This is a genomic window from Bradyrhizobium sp. 139 (assembly GCF_023074175.1).
GTDB lineage: Bacteria > Pseudomonadota > Alphaproteobacteria > Rhizobiales > Xanthobacteraceae > Bradyrhizobium.
Genome location: NZ_JADPKS010000103.1, coordinates 61375 through 79328 on the forward strand (window position 1 = coordinate 61375; position 17954 = coordinate 79328).

The window sequence follows — 17954 nt, forward strand, 5'->3', positions numbered from 1 at the left end:
ATGCAGCGATCCAGCGAGACCCTCAGCCAGATCGCGGGTGCCCTTGCGAGGGCGCAGGCTGAGCTCGATAATCCCGAGAAGGCACTGACTGCGACTATCGTCTCCCCTTTCCCGCGCGAGGAGAACCGCACGTTCCGGTATGCCTCGCTCGCGAGCGGGCTCGAGATCGTCCGGAAATGCCTAACGAAGCATGAAATTGCCACCGTGCAAGCAACTGCAATTGAGCCCGAGACCGGGTTGATTAAGCTGACGACCACCCTCCTGCACAGCTCCGGCGAATGGATCGGCTCAGACTGGCCGGTGTGCCCGGTCACCGAAACGGCTGCCCCGCACCGGATGGGGGCAGCCCTGACCTACGCCCGGCGCTATGCCCTGTTCACGCTGGTCGGCATTGCCGGCGAGGACGATCTCGATGCGCCGGATCTTGCTGCCGCGGGTCCGCCTGCGGCCGCTAACGCTTTCAGCCCTTCGGTCGGACAATCTGCTTTGAGAGCGGGGAATCTTGCGCCCTCCCACGGAGGCGCCCGGGTCCGGCCCGCCACAGCGCCCGAGCCGGCCCTATCGCCTGATCGGTCAGCGGCGGTGCGGCAAGGCTTGACCGCCGAGCTTGAGCAACTGGCAGATGTGGACTCGCTGACCTCCTGGGCGCTACGGATATTGCCGCTCAAGGGTAGGCTTGCGACCTCGGACGCTGACATCATCGAAGCCGCATTTGCCGTTAAGCTCAGCGATATCATCCAACCTGCGGCAGCAGAAGAGGGTGCCCGCGTCAACTCTAAGGAGACGCTCTCGCCAGTCGCGTCGGATGATAGTCCTCAAGGCCGCCGGCGTGCTGCAGCGAAATCAATGACCAATTTGACAGCGCCGCCCTCGCTGGCCAAACGCTTGCGGCAGCGGGATAAAGAGCACTTGAAGTTTGTCACGGCGCAGCCCTGTTTGATCTGCGGCCGGACGCCTTGCGATGCCCACCACGTCAAGTTCGCCGAACCGCCGGCGATGGGCCGCAAGGTGAGCGACGAATTCACCGTGCCACTGTGCCGGCTGCATCACCGCGAGCTCCATTGGCGCGGCAATGAACGAATCTGGTGGGAGCAGCAAAGGCTTGATCCATTGCCGATCGCGGCAGGCCTATGGACAAAGACTCGCGCCACGCGGACCGATCTCGCCGCCTCTGACGAGGTAAGGGAAAGTCAAGTCGCGCTTAAGGCGCCCACTATCGAGCAATTACCGGAACGGCGAGATCAAAGCAACGAAACGAACCCATTGGCAGGTCGAACAGTCCTATGACCAGCATGAAGCAAATTGCAGCCAACCGTCGGAATGCCCGCTCCAGCACAGGTCCGGTGACGGAGGACGGCAAGAAACGCTCGCGCCGCAATGCCATTCGGCATGGCCTGACCGCAGAAACCGTCATCGGTGCACTGGAAGATGCCGAAGATTACGCGACTTTCGAGGTGGCGGTCATCGCCGACTATGACGCGCAGTCCGCGACCGAGCGCGAACTGGCGCTTAGGCTGGCCAGCGTGTTGTGGCGGCTGCGCCGTGCGACAGCGATCGAGAGCGGCCTGTTCGGATCCCAGGCGCGTCAACTGCTGCGGTTCGGCGGGCTGCGCCGGGCATCGGCACCCATCGATGAACTCGAAAATGCCTCGCCCGCCGGCACCACTGGTCCCTTGTCTTTCGATGAAGGGGTCGACGTTTGGGCGGAAACGAGCCGCGAAACCGAGCCTCGGCACAGTGACGACTACCTGACTGCGAGCTTTGTCGGCCTTGCCAGCCTGCCGACCTGCCCCTTGGACCGGCTCAGCCGCTACGAAGCCAGGCTTTGGCGGCAGGCCTGCCAGATCCTGTTCACACTTCAGTATCTCGGCCGGCGACGGCCCTGGGAAAGAGGAAGGCGCGCCAGCTTCCCGTCAAATCTATGATAGCTCATCCGATGAGGTGCAGGAAGTGCAATGGCCTCGTCACAGCCGTGCGCGCCTGGCGGCAAACCTACGAGCTTCCGACGATGTGACGAACTGCTGCGGTTCGTGTCACTTCGCGGCAAACCTGATCCCGCAAATGACCGTCCTGGGCTGACCATGAGCGCTGCCCGGCCACGGCGTCCCCCTGCGCGCGCTCATCTTACCGGCCAAGCTTCGGGTATTCAAATCGTGGACCGGATCGGGAATTGCCTGTCTTAAGGCAACGGCGCCGGGCTTCGCTTTGCAGGTCGGCTCTGAAGGGCTGGGCTTCGCACCATCTTGGCGCGTCTTGGCCTTGGGACGTGCATCCTTCCTCTGGGCGCAGTCGTTCGCGACGAAGAAAAAGGACCTCGATAGAACGTGTCTGCTCTCGCCCGGGGAGTCGAGGCGCATTAAGCGTCATTGATCCAGATCTGCGCTGCCGTCTTTTCGCAGGTTCGATTCGGCAAGCACTTAGGTTGATGATCCCCGGAGCGAGCTCGGGAGGCTTTGAAGGCTGCCCTCATCCCATCTGCCCGATGGCTTAATACTTGCCATCCGACTCGATGCGAACGAGCTCCCCCAAGACTACTTCCTTTTCCCAACCACCGAATGCGGGAGCTGCGGATAAGGTTTTCCGAACGAAACCGTGCGCGGTTGCACAAGTACCGCATAGGATCAGCTAAAGACATACCGAAGACAGGAAGAGCAGGCGGACTCAAACCAAAGCGACCACTCGCGGCGCTGATCAACCGAAGATGAAGGAAAGCGCCGATCAGGGTGCTGTAGTTCTGTTTGACCTCGTCGCTCAGGCTGGATAGCGCCCATAGCGTTGGACGGGAGCGGTGGCGGCAATATCACACCACCTTGGCGTCCCTGAGCTTGGCGATCTCGTCGGCGCCAAAGCCGAACTCCTTCAAGACCTCGTCGGTCTGTTCGCCGAACTCCGGCGGCCGCGCCACCATCCTGCTCGGCGTGCGCGACAGCGTGACCGGCTGGCCGAGCAGGCGGATGTCGCGGTTCTCCTCGTTCGGCACGTCCTGCGCAATGCCGAGATGCTTGACCTGCGCGTCCTCGAACATCTGGTCGATGGCGTAGATCGGCCCGCAGGGCACGCCGGCCTCGTTGAACTCGCGGACCCAGGTCTCGGTCGACTTCGTGACCGTGCGCTTCTCGATCTCGGCGTTGAGGGCGTCGCGATTCTTGGAGCGGGCCGGAGCCGTCGCATAGTCGGGATGGCTGTAAAGCTCGGGCGCGCCGATCGCCTGCGCGCAACGTTCCCAGATCCGCCCGCCGGTCGTGGCGATGTTGATGTAGCCGTTCGAGGTCTTGAACACGCCGGTTGGGATGCTGGTTGGGTGGTTGTTGCCGGCCTGCTTGGCGACCTCCTTCTCCATCAGCCAGCGTGCGGCCTGGAAGTCGAGCATGAAGATCTGGGCCTGGAGCAGCGAGGTCTGCACCCACTGGCCCTTGCCCGAGACCTCGCGCTCGAGCAGCGCGGTGAGGATGCCCATGGCACAGAACAGGCCGGCCGTGAGGTCGGCGACGGGAATGCCGACCCGCATCGGCCCTTCGCCCGGCGCGCCGGTGATCGACATCAGCCCGCCCATGCCCTGCGCGATCTGATCGAAGCCGGGGCGCTTGTGATAGGGTCCGTCCTGGCCGAAGCCGGAGATGCTGCCATAGACGATGCGCGGGTTGATCTCGCGCAGGCTCTCATAGTCGATGCCGAGCTTGTTCTTCACGTCGGGACGGAAATTCTCGACCACGACGTCGGCCTTGGCGGCGAGCCGCTTGAACACGGCGAGCCCGCGCTCGTCCTTCAAATTCAGCGTCATCGCCCGCTTGTTGCGGTGCAAATTCTGGAAGTCGGAACCCCGCCGCGGCCCGCCCGGCTGCTCGCCGCCGGCATCCTCGGTCAGCGCATCGATCTTGACGACGTTGGCGCCCCAGTCCGCGAGCTGCCGCACGCAGGTAGGCCCGGACCGGACACGGGTCAGATCGAGCACGGTGAAGCGCGACAGGGCTTCCGAGGCATGCGGAAAGGGCATCGTGAAAGGCTCCGGGACAGATTGCGGAGCCACCATAATGCCGAAACACCATGCGGCAAGTCTGGTCCGACGCGGATGCCGCCTGCCGAAATGGGATGCCTGACGCGGACTTGCCTGAAGCGGTTTGCTGCAATGCGCGAAGGCTCAGCGTGACAGGCGCTTCAGCTCGGCACGCGCCTGCTCGGCCAAGGGATCATCGCCATGGCGCGCGATGAAGAGCTCGAACGCCTCCCGCGTGCCCTGCCGACGGGCGACTTCGTATTCCTCTGCCACCGCCGCAGAAGGATCGCGGGCGGGCGGAACCGAGGGCGCGCGCACCGCCTTGCCGTTGTCGTCCGCGCTGGCTTTCCACACCATGACAGGCAGTCCTCCGAGGGCTAGATGATCCGGCTCGGCGAGCGCCACCAGGGCGCCAAGCAGACCGACCGAGAGCGGACTTAGTTTCATTGTTCTGCCAATCACGTGGGTAGCCGGAACCGGCATCCTTGTCCTTGCCCGTATGATTACGGGAATTGATGGCTAACACAGCATTATGGAAGAGGTCCGGGTGCGGACGCCAAAATTAAACCAAACGTCCATCTCAAGCTGGGATATTCCGCCTGCGCCCCAATCGAGCGCCATGCGCTGTTTTCGCGGAGAGTCCATTGGCCACCACTGTCACCGTCAGCAGGACCAACAACGCAGACATCGACGGCCTGCTGTCGGGCTACAAATGGTCTGGCGCGATCACCTACAGCTTTCCCGACTCACCGAGCGACTACGCCAATCCGTACAGCGGCGGCGACGGCGAGCCGACCACGTCCGGCTTCGCTTCGGCGCCCAGCCAGATGCAGGCCGCGATCAACTACGCGATCGGGCTGATCCTCGGCTACACCAACGCCAATATCCAGTACGCGGGCACGAACGGCGCGGATATCATGGTCGCGCAATCGCCGTCGGCTAATCCGACCTCCTACGCCTACTACCCAGGTAACTATGCGGCAGGCGGCGACGTGTGGTTCGGGACCCAATACAACTACTCGCTGGCCAAGCTCGGCAATTACTATTTCACGACCGCGCTGCACGAGCTCGGCCACGCTTTCGGCCTCAAGCACAGCCAGGAGACGGGCGGCCCGGCCAACGTCGCGGTGCCGAGTGCGCATGACGACAGCGAATACACCGTCATGAGCTATCGCAGCTATGTCGGTGCTTCGACGTCGACGGGCTACACCAACGAGGCGTACGGATATCCGCAGACCTACATGGCCAACGATATCCTCGCGCTGCAAACGATGTACGGCGCGAACTACACGACCCAGAGCGGCAGCACCCTCTATACCTGGAACCCGACCACGGGGCAGGAGTTCATCAACGGCGTCGGGCAGCTCGCGCCGGGCGGCGGCGTCGGCGGCTCGTCCAACCGTATCTACGAGACGGTCTGGGACGGCGGCGGCGTCGATACCTACGACCTGTCGAACTACACGACGAACCTGAATATCAATCTCAATCCCGGCGCCTCGTCACTGTTCTCGACCGTGCAACTGGCCAATCTCGGGAACGGCCATTACGCCTCAGGCAACGTCTACAACGCCTATCTCTCCAACAACGACGCGCGCTCCTACATCGACAACGCCACCGGCGGGTCCGGCAACGACACGATCATCGGGAACGTCATCGCCAACGTGCTGAACGGCGCCTCCGGCAACGATACGATCACCGGCGGCGGCGGCAACGACACCATCATCGGCGGCTCGGGCACGGATACGGCTGTGTATTCGGGGAGCCGGGCGAATTACGGGGTCACCTACAACTCGAGCACGCAGACGTTCACGCTCGTGGATCTGCGCTCTGGTTCGCCTGACGGCACCGATACGGTCACGGGAGTGGAAAACTTCCAGTTTGCTGATGGTACGATAACAGGCGCATCGCTTGTGGCCCTTCTCAATCCTACAGTGATCGAAGCGTCGGGCTCGACGAGCTTGGTCTTGGCTGGTTCGAATTACTACCTTGATAGCATCAGCACCGGGACTGGCCCGATGCTGAAATACATGGGCTCGGCCGTGACGGTCGGGATGTGGCCGTCCTGGTCGCCGATCGGCGCCGAGCAGGTGTCCGGCGGTGGCTACGACGTCGTCTGGAAGAACTCCTCGACCGGGATGTTCTCGTTCTGGAGTACGGACAGCAACGGCAACTTTGTTACACACTTGGCCGCAGACGCAGACGGCAGCAGCACGACGGTGACGTCGCTGGAGAGCACGCTCCACCAGGACCTCAACGGTGATGGCGTGATCGGCGCTGCCGCCTCCACCACCATCGAGGCGGCGGGCTCAACCAGCCTGGTTCAGACCGGTTCGTACTTTTACCTCGACAGCATCAGCACCGGCACCGGACCGACGCTGAAATATTCGGGCTCGGCGGTGACAGTCGGGATGTGGCCATCATGGTCGCCGATCGGCGCCGAGCAGGTGTCCGGCGGTGGCTACGACGTCGTCTGGAAGAACTCCTCGACCGGGATGTTCTCGTTCTGGAGCACGGACAGCAACGGCAACTTCGTTACGCACTTGGCCGCAGACGCAGACGGCAGCAGCACGACGGTGACGTCGCTGGAGACCACGTTCCACCAGGACCTCAACGGTGACGGCGTGATCGGCGCTGGCGCCTCCACCACCATCGAGGCGGCGGGCTCAACCAGCCTGATTCAGACCGGTTCGAACTTTTACCTCGACAGCATCAGCACCGGCACCGGCCCGACGTTGAAATATTCGGGCTCGGCGGTGACGGTCGGGATGTGGCCGTCCTGGTCCCCGATCGGCGCCGAGCAGGTGTCCGGCGGTGGCTACGACGTCGTCTGGAAGAACTCCTCGACCGGGATGTTCTCGTTCTGGAGCACGGACAGCAACGGCAACTTCGTTACGCACTTGGCCGCAGACGCAGATGGCAGCAGTACGACGGTGACGTCGCTGGAGACCACGTTCCATCAGGACCTCAACGGTGACGGCGTGATCGGCGCTGCCTCCTCCACCACTATCGAGGCGGCGGGCTCGACCGTTCAGGTCGGTTCGAACAACGACTACGAATTCGTTTGGAAGAATTCCTCGACCGGAATGTTCTCGTTGTGGAGCGCGAAAAGCGACGGCAATTTTGCTTTGCAATTGGCTCCAGATGCGGCCGGCAGCAGCACGACAGTGACGTCGCTGGAGACAATTTTCCAGCACTTCAACAGCGATGGCGTGATCGGCAACCAGGCCTTAGCCGATACAGGACTGAATGCGCTGGACCCGCGGATAGGGGCCCTCCTGGACCAATCGGTGCTTCACGAGATTCATGCGAGCAATAGTCCGGATCTTGTGTTCTCTGGCCAGCACGATGCGGGGTTCCTTCTCCGTTGACGGTGCAAGCGATCCATGTTCGAGTAGTATGTGTCGAAATGGCAGCGCGGCACTCTGTTGCGAGCACCTAGCTGGACGTTTGCTTAGCAGCCTTCGGTGCCTTCACATTCGTTGCTGCCTTCGTCGGTCCTTTGCCCAGCGCACGCGACGCGAGCCGAAGATCCAAAACATCGCATACTGGAATACGATAGAGATTGCGGCGAGGCCTCTCAATTTGTTGGCAAATTCAATCCGTGCGCCTGAGCGCGCTTGTACGAAGGCGGCCCGTTGCTTCATGTTTTTGAGTGCCGATCGAAAAATGCATTCACCGGGCAATAAGGCAGTGTTGGTTGCCGCATCGGTGCTAGCAGCTTTGGCATTGCTTTTCATGGGAAGATGCATCTGGCTCATGGAGCGCGGTTTCGATCTCACCGATGAATCGTTTTACCTCATGATGTCCAAAGAGCCGGAGCGCTATGACCTATTTTTTGGCCTTTTTGGCTATGGGCTTCACCCACTGTTCGAACTTTCCGGCGGGGCGATCGTTTGGATGCGACGGATCGGCGCGATCATACTGATCGGGGCTGGTGCATTCGTGGGCTCAGTAGCTGCCGGAGGCACCAAGAAGACAATCTCGGGTGTGCTACTGATAACCGCGGCCGCTTTCACGTCGGTGATCTACTATCATCCGTGGATTCCCATGCCGTCGTACAATTGGCTGCTTGCCATTGCGTCTTACCCGCTCTTTGCTTCTGTCCTGCTACTTCGACACGAGCGCAATTTCGTGTGGTCGGCTCTCGCCGCCGGGGTGGCGGCTGTTCTCGTCGCCTTTACCCGGCCCCAAAATGCGCTGGCATTCGGCGCAATCTATGCCGTTGCGGGTTGCCTGGCGATCTCTGGATGGAAGAGCAGGGTGAATCAGGCGCTTCGCGTGTCTGGTTTCATCGCTGTTCTGCTGGTGCCTTGTCTCTTGCTCCTGCCAGTCTCTACCATCCTGGAGCAGATCCGCATATACACGTCCATCTTCGGAATGTCGCATCCGATCCAGTTTTCGATCCTTCAGCAGCAAATCGAGTTCGTCTCCTCAAGCTGGTTTTGGTTCATGTCGATTGTCTTGTTCGTCGCGGCCTTTATTCTGCGTGATACAGGGCACATGCGATTGAAGGTGCCGTTCGCGATCTTGGCTTCGGTCTTGATAGGCATTGCGCTGATTGACGGGCCTCATTCGCTCTGGTCGCTGGCCATCGGTACACGGCCCGGAGCGATAGCATGGTGCCTTCTGGCGATTTGTTGCTGGGAAAAGAACGTGGATTCCAGGCTCGTTTTGCTGCTTGCGGTATCCGGCTTAATTCCGTGGGCCGCAACGGTCGGAGGCGCTGCCTCGGTCGGCAACCAGTTGATGTTCTTCTCGGGAATATCGCTGTTCATCGCTATCGTCGCGACGTCATTGGCCGCACAACGAAGCACTTTCGTGACTCTGTCCGCAGTCTCCGCTGCACTGTTCCTCTCCTACTCATCCGTCCGAGCAGGACTAGCCAGGCCCTATCGGCTCGCTGCTCCCATCGACATGCAGACCCAGCCCGTCACGATCGGCGGACATGAGGTGCTGGTCGACGAGAGGACCAGAGATTTCGTTGAGACGTTGCAGGCCGATGCGCGCGCTGCAGGCTTTTGCCCGGGTGAAGATGCAATCGACCTCAGTGGAAGCATTCCTGGCGCAGTCATTGCGATCGGGGGACGACAACCGGTCTTTCCTTGGCTGTTCACGGGGTATCCGTTCTCACAGCATCTGGCTCGGTCTTATCTCGCTCTGCTGGGATCCGGACGATTAGCTCGTTCATGGTTGCTGATGAGTCGAACTCAAAACTCGTTCACGATGGAGCAGTGGCAATCGCTTGGTGTGAATTTCGACGATTATCGCCTAGTCGGCGTCGCGAGACATCCGGTCGATTCGACCGAGGTGACACTATTTGCGCCCCGAAATCCCGAGCGATCATGTGCCGGTTGATGCTCGTTAGTGCCCAAATCGGAGCGGTCGGTATTTTTTTAATGCCACTATCCAAACTTCTTCCGCGGGCGTTTCGGACCGAACAACGTGGTCCGCCCGCGTCGCGCTATGGGTGGCAGCCAGTCCTCCACACCATGCGTGCCGATTAGCCAGAGAACTCATGCAACTTGACGTGGCACACGTGCCTGTGCAAAAGGCCGCTGCACGCATAGGGGATGACGTGAAGCGCATCGATAGCTCCGCCATAGTCTCTCTGTTCGCGTTGGTAACGTCAGCGCTCCTAGTCCTTCATTTCGGCTCGTTTATCGATCGAGCGACCCCGGCGCTGGTCGATGACCATGACATCATCAATCCCCTCAAGGCGTCTGCCTCGGCGCCGCTCGCGGACGTCTGGGCCGATTTGAAGCAGACGGACGAGTATCAGGAACTCGCAATCACTGGCCGGGCGTCGCGGTTCAGGCCCGCGCACTATCCGCTCAAGTCACTCCAGATCTATCTTTTCGGCGATAACATCCGCCTCTGGTACATCGCGATTTTCGCCATGTACGTGGCGACCGCGACGGCTCTTTTTGCGCTTCTCTTTCACAGCCTTGGGCTGACAAGTGCGGTGGTTTTCGGAGTCTTGTATTTCGCGCACCCTGCCTGGTCCGACATCTTCCCCCGGCTCGGACCGGTCGAAATCGACTGCATTTTCGTCGGAACGATCCTGATCTGGTTGCTGTGGCGCGCGATCGTGGATGCGAAGCGCCTTGACATGGTGCTCGCCTTTCCCGCGGCTTTGGTATTTGGTGCAACCAAGGAGCCGAATTCCGTGCTCCTGATCGCGCTGGGCGCACTAGTTATGGTCTGCGGTCTGATCCTGTCGAATCGGCGAATGGCCTTGGGAGGGGGTGTCGCAACTGTCGCGGGCGCCCTGGTTCTCGCGGTCTTCCTGAAGCTGACGTCTACCGTGGGCAGCGGGATCGTTTCGTTGTCAGGCCCGACCGACAGCTACTTCTTTCATTCGGTGCGCAACGAGGCCCGCGAGTGGATGCTGCTCACGCGTGACGACAACACCGGATGGGTCGTGTTTGCCCTTCTGGCTGCGCTCGCTTGCGCGGCCATTGCCAAGGCGAGCGGACTCATCAGGATCGCCTGGCTCGAGCTCATGGCGTTGCTACTTGCCGTCGTCTCAATCGAGGCGATGAGATTTACGCTGTTCTACCTGACCTACGCCGTCAGCAATGGAGGAGGCCTGGATCCGATCTCGATGCGGTATGGGTCTCCGATGTTCGTGGTGACATCGATCGTTGCGGCGATTGTATTTGGTCGTCTGATCGTCAACGCGACGCCCAAAGTTTCGATCGCCGTCAACGCCCTTGCGATGGCATGCGTGCTCGCAATGCTGGTCGTGAACGAAGGCGTATTGACGCCGAGGACGCTTACAAGCCGGGAGCAATGGCGCACATTCAACGCCGAAGCCGAGACCGCCATCCTGGATACCGCAAACTGGTTGACCAAGGCGCGAGAGCAGGGCATATCCCCGATCCTGCTAGTCACAGGCCCGTCGCTGGAATGGGAACCGAAACTCTCCCTTATGATGTTCTTGCGCCATCGGATGCCGGACACGCCCGTCTATTTCGATCCAAAAGAGCAATCAATCAATCACAAGTTCTATGTTCCCTTTTCTGCCCGCTATGGCGGCCAGCCCCTTCCCGAGACCGTCGTCCTAACGCCGGAGAATTGCATTGAGGTTCACGTCGACGTCGAGAGGTTCAAAGACAGCAGGTGCACGACGTTGAGCATCGTCAAGCCGAACTAGGTTGCATTGATCGCGCGGACCAGGGTCGCGATCATTTCGTTATGCTTTACGTCGCAGTTTCGATTGATTTGCAAATTTGAAGGCATTTATGTCCACTAGCGCGTTTGCATCTACCGCCGAGCGCTCAAGCGGCTTCCGTCGGGCCCGGGTGGTCTGGGTTGTCGCGGGGCTGATCCCGGCGATCTTCCTGTTCGTCTTCCTCGCCCTGACATTTTTCGCAGCCCCTGAGCATGACGACTATTGCATCGCAAATCAGTACGTGAGCAACGGCTTGGTGCAGAGCGTCATCAACCTCTACAATGAGCTGTCGGGCCGGGTTGTGCCGTTCGTGCTTCTCCAGGTGCCCGCCGCGATCGCCTCGGCCACTGGCACCAATATCGTGTTTGCCTATTCCTTGACGATGGCAACCGGTGCCTTCGTGTTCCTTATTGGAACCGCAGTCGCGATCGCCCGGGCCTGGCCGTGCGCTGGCGGCGTGACCTTGGTTTTCGTTGTGGTCGCATTCGCCGCTACGATAGTCGGCGCTTCGCCCAGTGTGCGCGATCTGCTCTATTGGCTGCCGGCGGCCGCCTGCTACGTTCCACCGGCGCTTGCTTCCATTTTGATCCTCGGAGAGTGCGTTCGGGCGCTGGATCAGGGGAGCGAGTTCTCGAAGCTCGCGACCGTCGGTATGGCTGCGGTCGGCCTCATCGGCTCGCTGTGCAACGAATTCACGGGTGTGTGGCTGGTCCTCATTATCGCAAATTCGGCAATTGCGCGCCGTCTCCTCGAGCAGAAGCCGCAAGTTGCTCGTCACGTACTGATTGCAACCGCGATCTTGTTCGGTTGGGTAGTAGTCGTGTTGGCCAAAGGCAACAGCATTCGCATGGGCCAGCTCACCGGCGCCGGCGACGTCGCTCGATCGCTGCATGAGGCGCTGCGCTTTTCTCTGGTCGGCCTCGGCCGGTTCTTTCGCGAACCCGCGATTATCGGGTGGCTCGTGGCCGTCGCCGCCGTGACTCTGGCGCAGTCCCAAGCGCGGCCGCCAGAACCCCGCACAAAGCTATTGGCACTCGGGGTTGCCGTGGTGTGTCTCGCATGCTGCTACTTCGAATATTTCACGCACGAGTTCTCCACGGGCGGCCCGCTTGTTGAAAGGGCGCAGAACCAAGCCTTGATGCTCCTTCTTTTCGGCATCACCTTGAGTGTCTCGTTGCTGGTCCGGGCATATCGTCCGAGGTTCGGCCCGCTGCCCGTGTCGGCGCAAGGAGTACTTACGCTCGATTCCCTGGCACTGCCGGCGGCGCTGACCGTGGTGATGGCGGTGTCGATCTTACTGAGTTCGACGGCATCGCTCGTTCGTGCTGAGGGAAGCAGCCTTTATCCATACTGGCGGGAAAGCGTCGAGCGAGACAGGCTACTTTCGACGAGTTCCGATGAGATCGTGACTGTCGCCAAGCACAGACAGACGCCCTCCATGCTCATGACCGCTGACGTGACAGTCGCGACCGGTTGCGTCGCTGCCTTCTATAAAAAGGCGCGGATCATCGGCATTGATCCTCCAAACCTGTGATGCCGCTGTGATGGGGGTTTCACCGTTCGGTCATGCGACCAAGTTGAATCTTCTTCGACCCGGAGGTGTCTCGGCCGGCTCCTGTCGTGCGCATTTCGGAATTGTCGTGGAGATGATAGTATTATAATACCTCTATTCTGCAGAACGGGTTGCCAGCCGGACAGCATCGTATAGAAGCGGCTGCGCGGCCACTTGCGGTTGCCGTCGGAGATAGTGGATGAAAGTGGTTATCCTTGCGGGTGGTCTGGGCACGCGCATAGCCGAAGAGACGACGACCCGTCCAAAGCCCATGGTCGAAATCGGCGGAAAGCCGATCCTGTGGCACATCATGAAGATCTACAGCCGCCACGGCTTCAATGACTTCGTGATCTGCGTTGGCTACAAGGGCTATTTGATCAAGGAATACTTCGCCAACTACTTCCTTCACATGTCCGACGTCACGTTTCACCTCGCCGAAAACCGGATGGAGGTGCACCGTGAGACGGCCGAGCCATGGCGGGTGACCCTCGTCGATACCGGCGAAGAGACGCAGACCGGCGGCCGGCTCAAACGCGTGCTTCCTTACGTCGCCGATGAACCGTTCTTTGCCCTGACCTACGGCGATGGCGTCGCCGATATCGATCTTCAGGCCGAGATCGCCTTCCACAGGGACCATGGCTGCAAGGCGACCGTTTCGGTGGTGCGGCCGGCGCGAAGGTTCGGCGCTGTGACGATCGAGAACGGCCGGGTGGTCAATTTCGAGGAGAAGCCCCATGACGATGGCGGCTGGATCAATGGTGGTTTCTTCCTGCTGTCGCCCTCCGTCGGCGATCTGATTGCAGGCGACCAGACCGTGTGGGAGCGCGAGCCGATGGAGCAGCTTGCCCGCAGCGACCAGCTCCGTGCCTTCATGCATCCCGGCTTCTGGCACCCGATGGATACCTTGCGCGATCGCAACTATCTCGAAGACGAGTGGGCCAACAACCGCGCCAAGTGGAGGATCTGGTGACGGATCCGGCGTTCTGGCGGGGCAAGAAGGTCTTTCTGACCGGGCATACCGGCTTCAAGGGGGCATGGGCGTCTCTGCTGCTGCGGCGCTTCGGCGCCAGCGTTTATGGCTACGCCTTGCCGCCCACCCATCCATCGTCGCTGTTCGTGGCGGCGCGGGTCGCCGCCGACATCAAGCAATGCCTTGCCGACATCCGTGATCTCGACAGGCTGCGCGCGGCGCTGTTGGAAGCGCAGCCGGACGTGATCATTCACATGGCGGCACAGGCGCTAGTACGGCCGTCCTACGCCGAGCCGGTCGAGACCTTCGCGACCAATGTCATGGGAACGGTGCATGTGCTGGAGACGGCGCGGCATTTGCCGTCCGTGAAGGCCGTGCTGATCGTCACCAGCGACAAGTGTTACGAGAACGATGGCGGCCAGGCTGCCTTCCGCGAGGGCGATCGCCTAGGTGGCAACGACCCCTACAGCAACAGCAAAGCCTGCGCGGAACTGGTGACCTATTCCTATCGGCGAAGCTTCTTTGCCGAGAACGGCGCGGCGCGCATCGCGAGCGCGCGGGCCGGAAATGTGTTTGGCGGCGGCGACTGGGCGCGTGACCGCCTGGTACCGGATGCGATGCAGGCGTTCCTGGACCGTCAGCCGCTGCGCATTCGCAATCCCAATTCGGTGCGGCCCTGGCAGCATGCGCTCGATCCCATCCTGGGCTATTTCACCCTTGTCGAGAAGTTGGTCGCCGACGCGAGCTTTGCCGATGGCTGGAACTTCGGTCCGAATGCCGAAAGCGAGCAGCCGGTGCGGAACGTCGTCGAGCAGTTGCAAGCAATGTGGGGCGATGGCGCCGGTTGGACCAGCGATGATGGTCCGCATCCGCATGAAGCCGCCTTTCTGAGGCTTGACTGCGAACGCGCCTGCTCACAATTGAACTGGACGCCGCGTCTCGACCTCGTGCAGGGGCTGGGTCTCACTGTCGACTGGTACAAGGCGCATCAGCGCGGCCGGGATTTACGCCAAATCTCTCTCGAACAACTCGACCTCGTCCTCGATGGCGCCGTTGCGAACGGCACATCGCAGTCGGTATCCGAACCATCTCGCGGCGAGGTCGCCGCAGTCAACGCGAAGTCATTCACATGAAATCGGCGCCAGCATCCGCACGCGCGGCTCAACGAAGCCCGGAAGAGATCAGGGCATCGATCATGGAACTGGTGGAGGAATACTCCGCCCTGGCGCATGCGACGAAACCATTTGTCGCCGGCCAGTCGCCCGTGCCCGTGTCGGGACGCGTGTTCGATGCGAGCGACGTCAAGTCGCTGGTCGATTCCGCTCTGGATTTCTGGCTGACCACCGGGCGCTTCAATGAGGAGTTCCAGCAGAAGCTCGCTAAACGTGTTGGCGCGCGTTACGCGATGACTGTCAATTCCGGCTCCTCGGCCAACCTCGTCGCCTTCTCGGCGCTGACCTCGCCCTTGCTGCGGGACCGGCAGGTTCCAGCCGGAAGCGAGGTGATCACGGCGGCGACCGGATTCCCGACGACCGTCAACCCCGCGATCACGCAGGGCATGGTGCCGGTGTTCGTCGATGTCGACATTCCCACCTACAACATTATTCCCGAACGCGTGGAAGAGGCGATCACGCCGAACACGCGCGCGATCATGGTGGCGCATACGCTCGGCAATCCCTTCGATGTCGGCAAGATCGCCGATATCGCCAAGCGGCACAAACTCTGGCTGATCGAAGATTGTTGCGATGCGCTCGGTGCGACGTTTTCGGGACGTCATGTCGGCACGTTCGGCGACATCGGCACGCTCAGCTTCTATCCGGCCCACCACATCACGATGGGCGAGGGCGGCGCGGTCTTCACCAGCCATCCGGCACTGCGGCGGGCCATGGAAACGTTCCGCGACTGGGGCCGCGACTGCTATTGCGATCCCGGCAAGGACAACACCTGCCAGCGCCGCTTCGACTGGCAGCTCGGCGAGCTGCCCCATGGCTACGACCACAAGTACATCTACAGCCATCTCGGCTTCAACCTGAAGATCACCGACATGCAGGCAGCGGTCGGCGTGTCCCAGCTCGACCATCTCGAAGGCTTCATCGCCGCCCGGCGGCGGAATTTCGCTCTGTTGAAGAGCGGGCTGAAGCCGCTCGAGGAATTCTTCATCCTGCCTGAGCCGACGCCGAACAGCGAACCCTCCTGGTTCGGCTTCGTGTTGACGGTCCGCGAGGGTGCGCCGTTCAAGCGTGACGCGATCGTGCGCCATTTGAACGAACGCGGGATCGGCACAAGGCTGCTGTTCGGCGGCAATCTGGTGCGGCAACCCTACATGGCCGGACGGAATTTCCGCGTGCACGGCTCGCTCGCCAATAGCGATACGATCATGAACCAGACTTTCTGGATCGGCGTCTATCCGGCACTCGGCGATGAGCACATCAGTTACGTGCTTCAGGTGATCCAGGATTTCTGCGTCGCCCAGACCCGCGGCGCCCAGGGCGGAATGACGCGATGACCGGAGCACAGTACATTGCGGAATTCCTGGCGCGGGTCGGAAGCGATCGGGTCTTTCTCCTGACGGGCGGCGCCTGCGCGTTCATGATCGATGCGATCGCGCAGCATCCGAAGCTCCACTACACCTGCTTCCAGCACGAGCAGGGCGCGGCGATGGCCGCGGACGCGCTGTGGCGTGTCAGTCACAAGGTCGGCGTGACCCTGGCGACCTCGGGCCCGGGAGCGACCAACCTCATCACCGGCATCGCCACTTCCCATTTTGATTCCATTCCCTCCCTGCACATCACCGGTCAGGTGAACCAGCGTGAGAGCAGCGCATTCCACGGCGCGAATGTGCGTCAGGCCGGGTTCCAGGAAACCAGGATCGTGGAGATGGTCCGGCCGGTCACGAAACATGCCGTGATGGTCACGAGCGTAGCCGATCTGCGCGAAGAGCTGGCCAAAGCCTACTCGATCGCCACGTCAGGCCGCATGGGTCCGGTGCTGATCGACGTCCCCATGGACATCCAGCAGGCCGAGGCGGGGGACGATGTGTTGCTTCCATCCAGATCGCCCCTGGCGGCCGAAGAGCCGGCGAAAGTGCTGTCGGATCTGAAGCGGACGCTGGCGGAGGCGAAGCGCCCAGTGGTGCTCTGGGGGGCAGGTGTGGGCCTTGCCGGTGTCGAGCGGGACGTTGCGGACTGGTTGCGGCAAAGCGGAGTGCCGTTTGTCTCCAGCTGGGCCGGTCTGAGCTACTTCGATCACGATCACCCGGGGTTCCTCGGGCAGATCGGCGTCTATGGCAACCGCGGCGCGAATTTCGTGTTGCAGAACGCGGACGCCGTGATCGTGCTCGGCAGCCGGCTGGACAACCGGCAGCGCTCCGGGAACACCAAGCAGTTTGCTGCGGGTGCGACCGTTCATGTCGTCGACGTCGACAACGAGGAGCTGGCCAAATATCGCAACGACGGCTATCGCGTCAGTCATCTGGATTTTTCTGAACTGCCAGAGGTCCTACGCAAGCTCGATGTCCGGCCGCCGAGCCCGGAGTGGGGTGGCTATGTCGCCGAGATGAAGCAGCGCTATTACCACAAGGAGGTCAGCACCTCTGCGGCGCGATTGAACTCATTGTCGCCCTACGACGTGATCCGCCGGGTCAACGAGATCGTCGCGGAGGACGCAATCGTCATCGGCGACACGGGCGCCGCGGTTTGCTGGCTCTATCAGGCGTTCAAGGTGAAGCGTCACACCCTGTTCAATCCGGGAGGCAACTCGCCGATGGGCTATGCTCTGCCGGCCGCGATCGGAGCCAAGATCGACCGCCCGGACCGACAGGTCATCTCCTATAACGGTGACGGCGGTTTTCATCTCAACATCCAGGAGCTCCAGACCGTCCGGCACAACAAGCTCGATATCGCGATCATCGTCATGAACAACGGATCGTACGGCATCATCAAGCAGTTCCAGGACAGCTACATGCAGAGCCGTTACAGCGCCTCGCGCGACGGCCTGAGCTTTCCGGATTTCGGGGCGCTCGCGGCCGCCTACGGCCTGCGCTACGCGCGCATCGAGCGTCTCGAGCAGATCGAGCCGGGACTGTTCTCGGGCGGGCCGATTGTGATCGACGTGATGCTGAGCGAACACACGCTGATCGAGCCCAAGCTCGAGATGGGACGCCCCATCAACGATCAGTTTCCCTATCTCGGCGAGAGCGACTATGCGGCAGGCAACCGCTTCGTGGACTATCCGAGGCCGGCTTCGCTGCGAACCACGTAGGATG

12 protein-coding genes are annotated in these 17954 nt (G+C 61.3%); 10 read left to right on the forward strand and 2 right to left on the reverse strand.

The window, feature by feature from the left end; all coding sequences use genetic code 11:
* Together IVA80_RS22775 and IVA80_RS22780 are read left to right on the forward strand one after the other, a co-directional pair.
* Positions 1 to 1287, forward strand: a complete 1287-nt coding sequence (locus IVA80_RS22775) for an ERF family protein (protein WP_247435520.1) — start codon at positions 1 to 3, stop codon at positions 1285 to 1287.
* Positions 1284 to 1925 (forward strand): hypothetical protein, encoded by a 642-nt coding sequence (locus IVA80_RS22780; RefSeq protein WP_247435521.1) that lies wholly within the window; start codon positions 1284 to 1286, stop codon positions 1923 to 1925. The genes IVA80_RS22775 and IVA80_RS22780 overlap by 4 nt, the downstream gene beginning before the upstream one ends.
* An 875-nt stretch (positions 1926 to 2800) precedes the next feature.
* Here the strand turns inward: IVA80_RS22780 and IVA80_RS22785 are convergent.
* On the reverse strand, positions 2801 to 3994 hold the full coding sequence (locus IVA80_RS22785) for a CoA transferase (protein WP_247435522.1): 1194 nt from the start codon (positions 3992 to 3994) through the stop codon (positions 2801 to 2803).
* Positions 3995 to 4138: 144 nt separating this feature from the next.
* Positions 4139 to 4441 (reverse strand): hypothetical protein, encoded by a 303-nt coding sequence (locus tag IVA80_RS22790; RefSeq protein WP_247435524.1) that lies wholly within the window; start codon positions 4439 to 4441, stop codon positions 4139 to 4141.
* Between the two features lie 197 nt (positions 4442 to 4638).
* Between IVA80_RS22790 and IVA80_RS22795 the strand changes: the two genes are divergently transcribed.
* The 8 genes from IVA80_RS22795 (at position 4639) to IVA80_RS22830 (ending at position 17950) form a co-directional block, all read left to right on the forward strand.
* Entirely contained in the window at positions 4639 to 7362 is a 2724-nt protein-coding gene (locus IVA80_RS22795; protein WP_247435526.1) for a M10 family metallopeptidase C-terminal domain-containing protein, read from the forward strand.
* A 274-nt stretch (positions 7363 to 7636) separates the two neighbouring features.
* Positions 7637 to 9349, forward strand: coding sequence for a hypothetical protein (locus IVA80_RS22800; protein ID WP_247435529.1), 1713 nt, complete (start codon positions 7637 to 7639; stop codon positions 9347 to 9349).
* A gap of 160 nt (positions 9350 to 9509) precedes the next feature.
* Positions 9510 to 11150 carry a hypothetical protein gene (locus IVA80_RS22805; protein WP_247435532.1) on the forward strand — a complete coding sequence of 547 codons (1641 nt, stop codon included), beginning with the start codon at positions 9510 to 9512 and terminating at the stop codon, positions 11148 to 11150.
* An 88-nt stretch (positions 11151 to 11238) separates the two neighbouring features.
* Entirely contained in the window at positions 11239 to 12702 is a 1464-nt protein-coding gene (locus IVA80_RS22810; RefSeq protein ID WP_247435535.1) for a DUF6056 family protein, read from the forward strand.
* Between the two features lie 217 nt (positions 12703 to 12919).
* Positions 12920 to 13690 carry a glucose-1-phosphate cytidylyltransferase gene (gene rfbF / locus IVA80_RS22815; protein ID WP_247435539.1) on the forward strand — a complete coding sequence of 257 codons (771 nt, stop codon included), beginning with the start codon at positions 12920 to 12922 and terminating at the stop codon, positions 13688 to 13690.
* Positions 13687 to 14823, forward strand: coding sequence for a CDP-glucose 4,6-dehydratase (rfbG, locus tag IVA80_RS22820; RefSeq protein WP_247435542.1), 1137 nt, complete (start codon positions 13687 to 13689; stop codon positions 14821 to 14823). Before rfbF ends, rfbG begins: the two co-directional genes overlap by 4 nt.
* Positions 14820 to 16196: a lipopolysaccharide biosynthesis protein RfbH gene (gene rfbH / locus IVA80_RS22825; RefSeq protein WP_256467504.1), complete on the forward strand. Its 1377-nt coding sequence runs from the start codon at positions 14820 to 14822 to the stop codon at positions 16194 to 16196. The genes rfbG and rfbH overlap by 4 nt, the downstream gene beginning before the upstream one ends.
* Positions 16193 to 17950 carry a thiamine pyrophosphate-binding protein gene (locus IVA80_RS22830; protein ID WP_247435547.1) on the forward strand — a complete coding sequence of 586 codons (1758 nt, stop codon included), beginning with the start codon at positions 16193 to 16195 and terminating at the stop codon, positions 17948 to 17950. Before rfbH ends, IVA80_RS22830 begins: the two co-directional genes overlap by 4 nt.
* The last annotated feature ends 4 nt before the right edge of the window (positions 17951 to 17954 follow it).

Coding starts and splice junctions, on each gene's coding strand:
- IVA80_RS22775 (WP_247435520.1), top strand. CDS start 1: ATGCAGCGATCCAGCGAGACCCTCAGCCAGATCGCGGGTGCCCTTGCG.
- IVA80_RS22780 (WP_247435521.1), top strand. CDS start 1,284: ATGACCAGCATGAAGCAAATTGCAGCCAACCGTCGGAATGCCCGCTCC.
- IVA80_RS22785 (WP_247435522.1), bottom strand. CDS start 3,994: ATGCCCTTTCCGCATGCCTCGGAAGCCCTGTCGCGCTTCACCGTGCTC.
- IVA80_RS22790 (WP_247435524.1), bottom strand. CDS start 4,441: ATGAAACTAAGTCCGCTCTCGGTCGGTCTGCTTGGCGCCCTGGTGGCG.
- IVA80_RS22800 (WP_247435529.1), top strand. CDS start 7,637: ATGTTTTTGAGTGCCGATCGAAAAATGCATTCACCGGGCAATAAGGCA.
- IVA80_RS22805 (WP_247435532.1), top strand. CDS start 9,510: ATGCAACTTGACGTGGCACACGTGCCTGTGCAAAAGGCCGCTGCACGC.
- IVA80_RS22810 (WP_247435535.1), top strand. CDS start 11,239: ATGTCCACTAGCGCGTTTGCATCTACCGCCGAGCGCTCAAGCGGCTTC.
- rfbF (WP_247435539.1), top strand. CDS start 12,920: ATGAAAGTGGTTATCCTTGCGGGTGGTCTGGGCACGCGCATAGCCGAA.
- rfbH (WP_256467504.1), top strand. CDS start 14,820: ATGAAATCGGCGCCAGCATCCGCACGCGCGGCTCAACGAAGCCCGGAA.
- IVA80_RS22830 (WP_247435547.1), top strand. CDS start 16,193: ATGACCGGAGCACAGTACATTGCGGAATTCCTGGCGCGGGTCGGAAGC.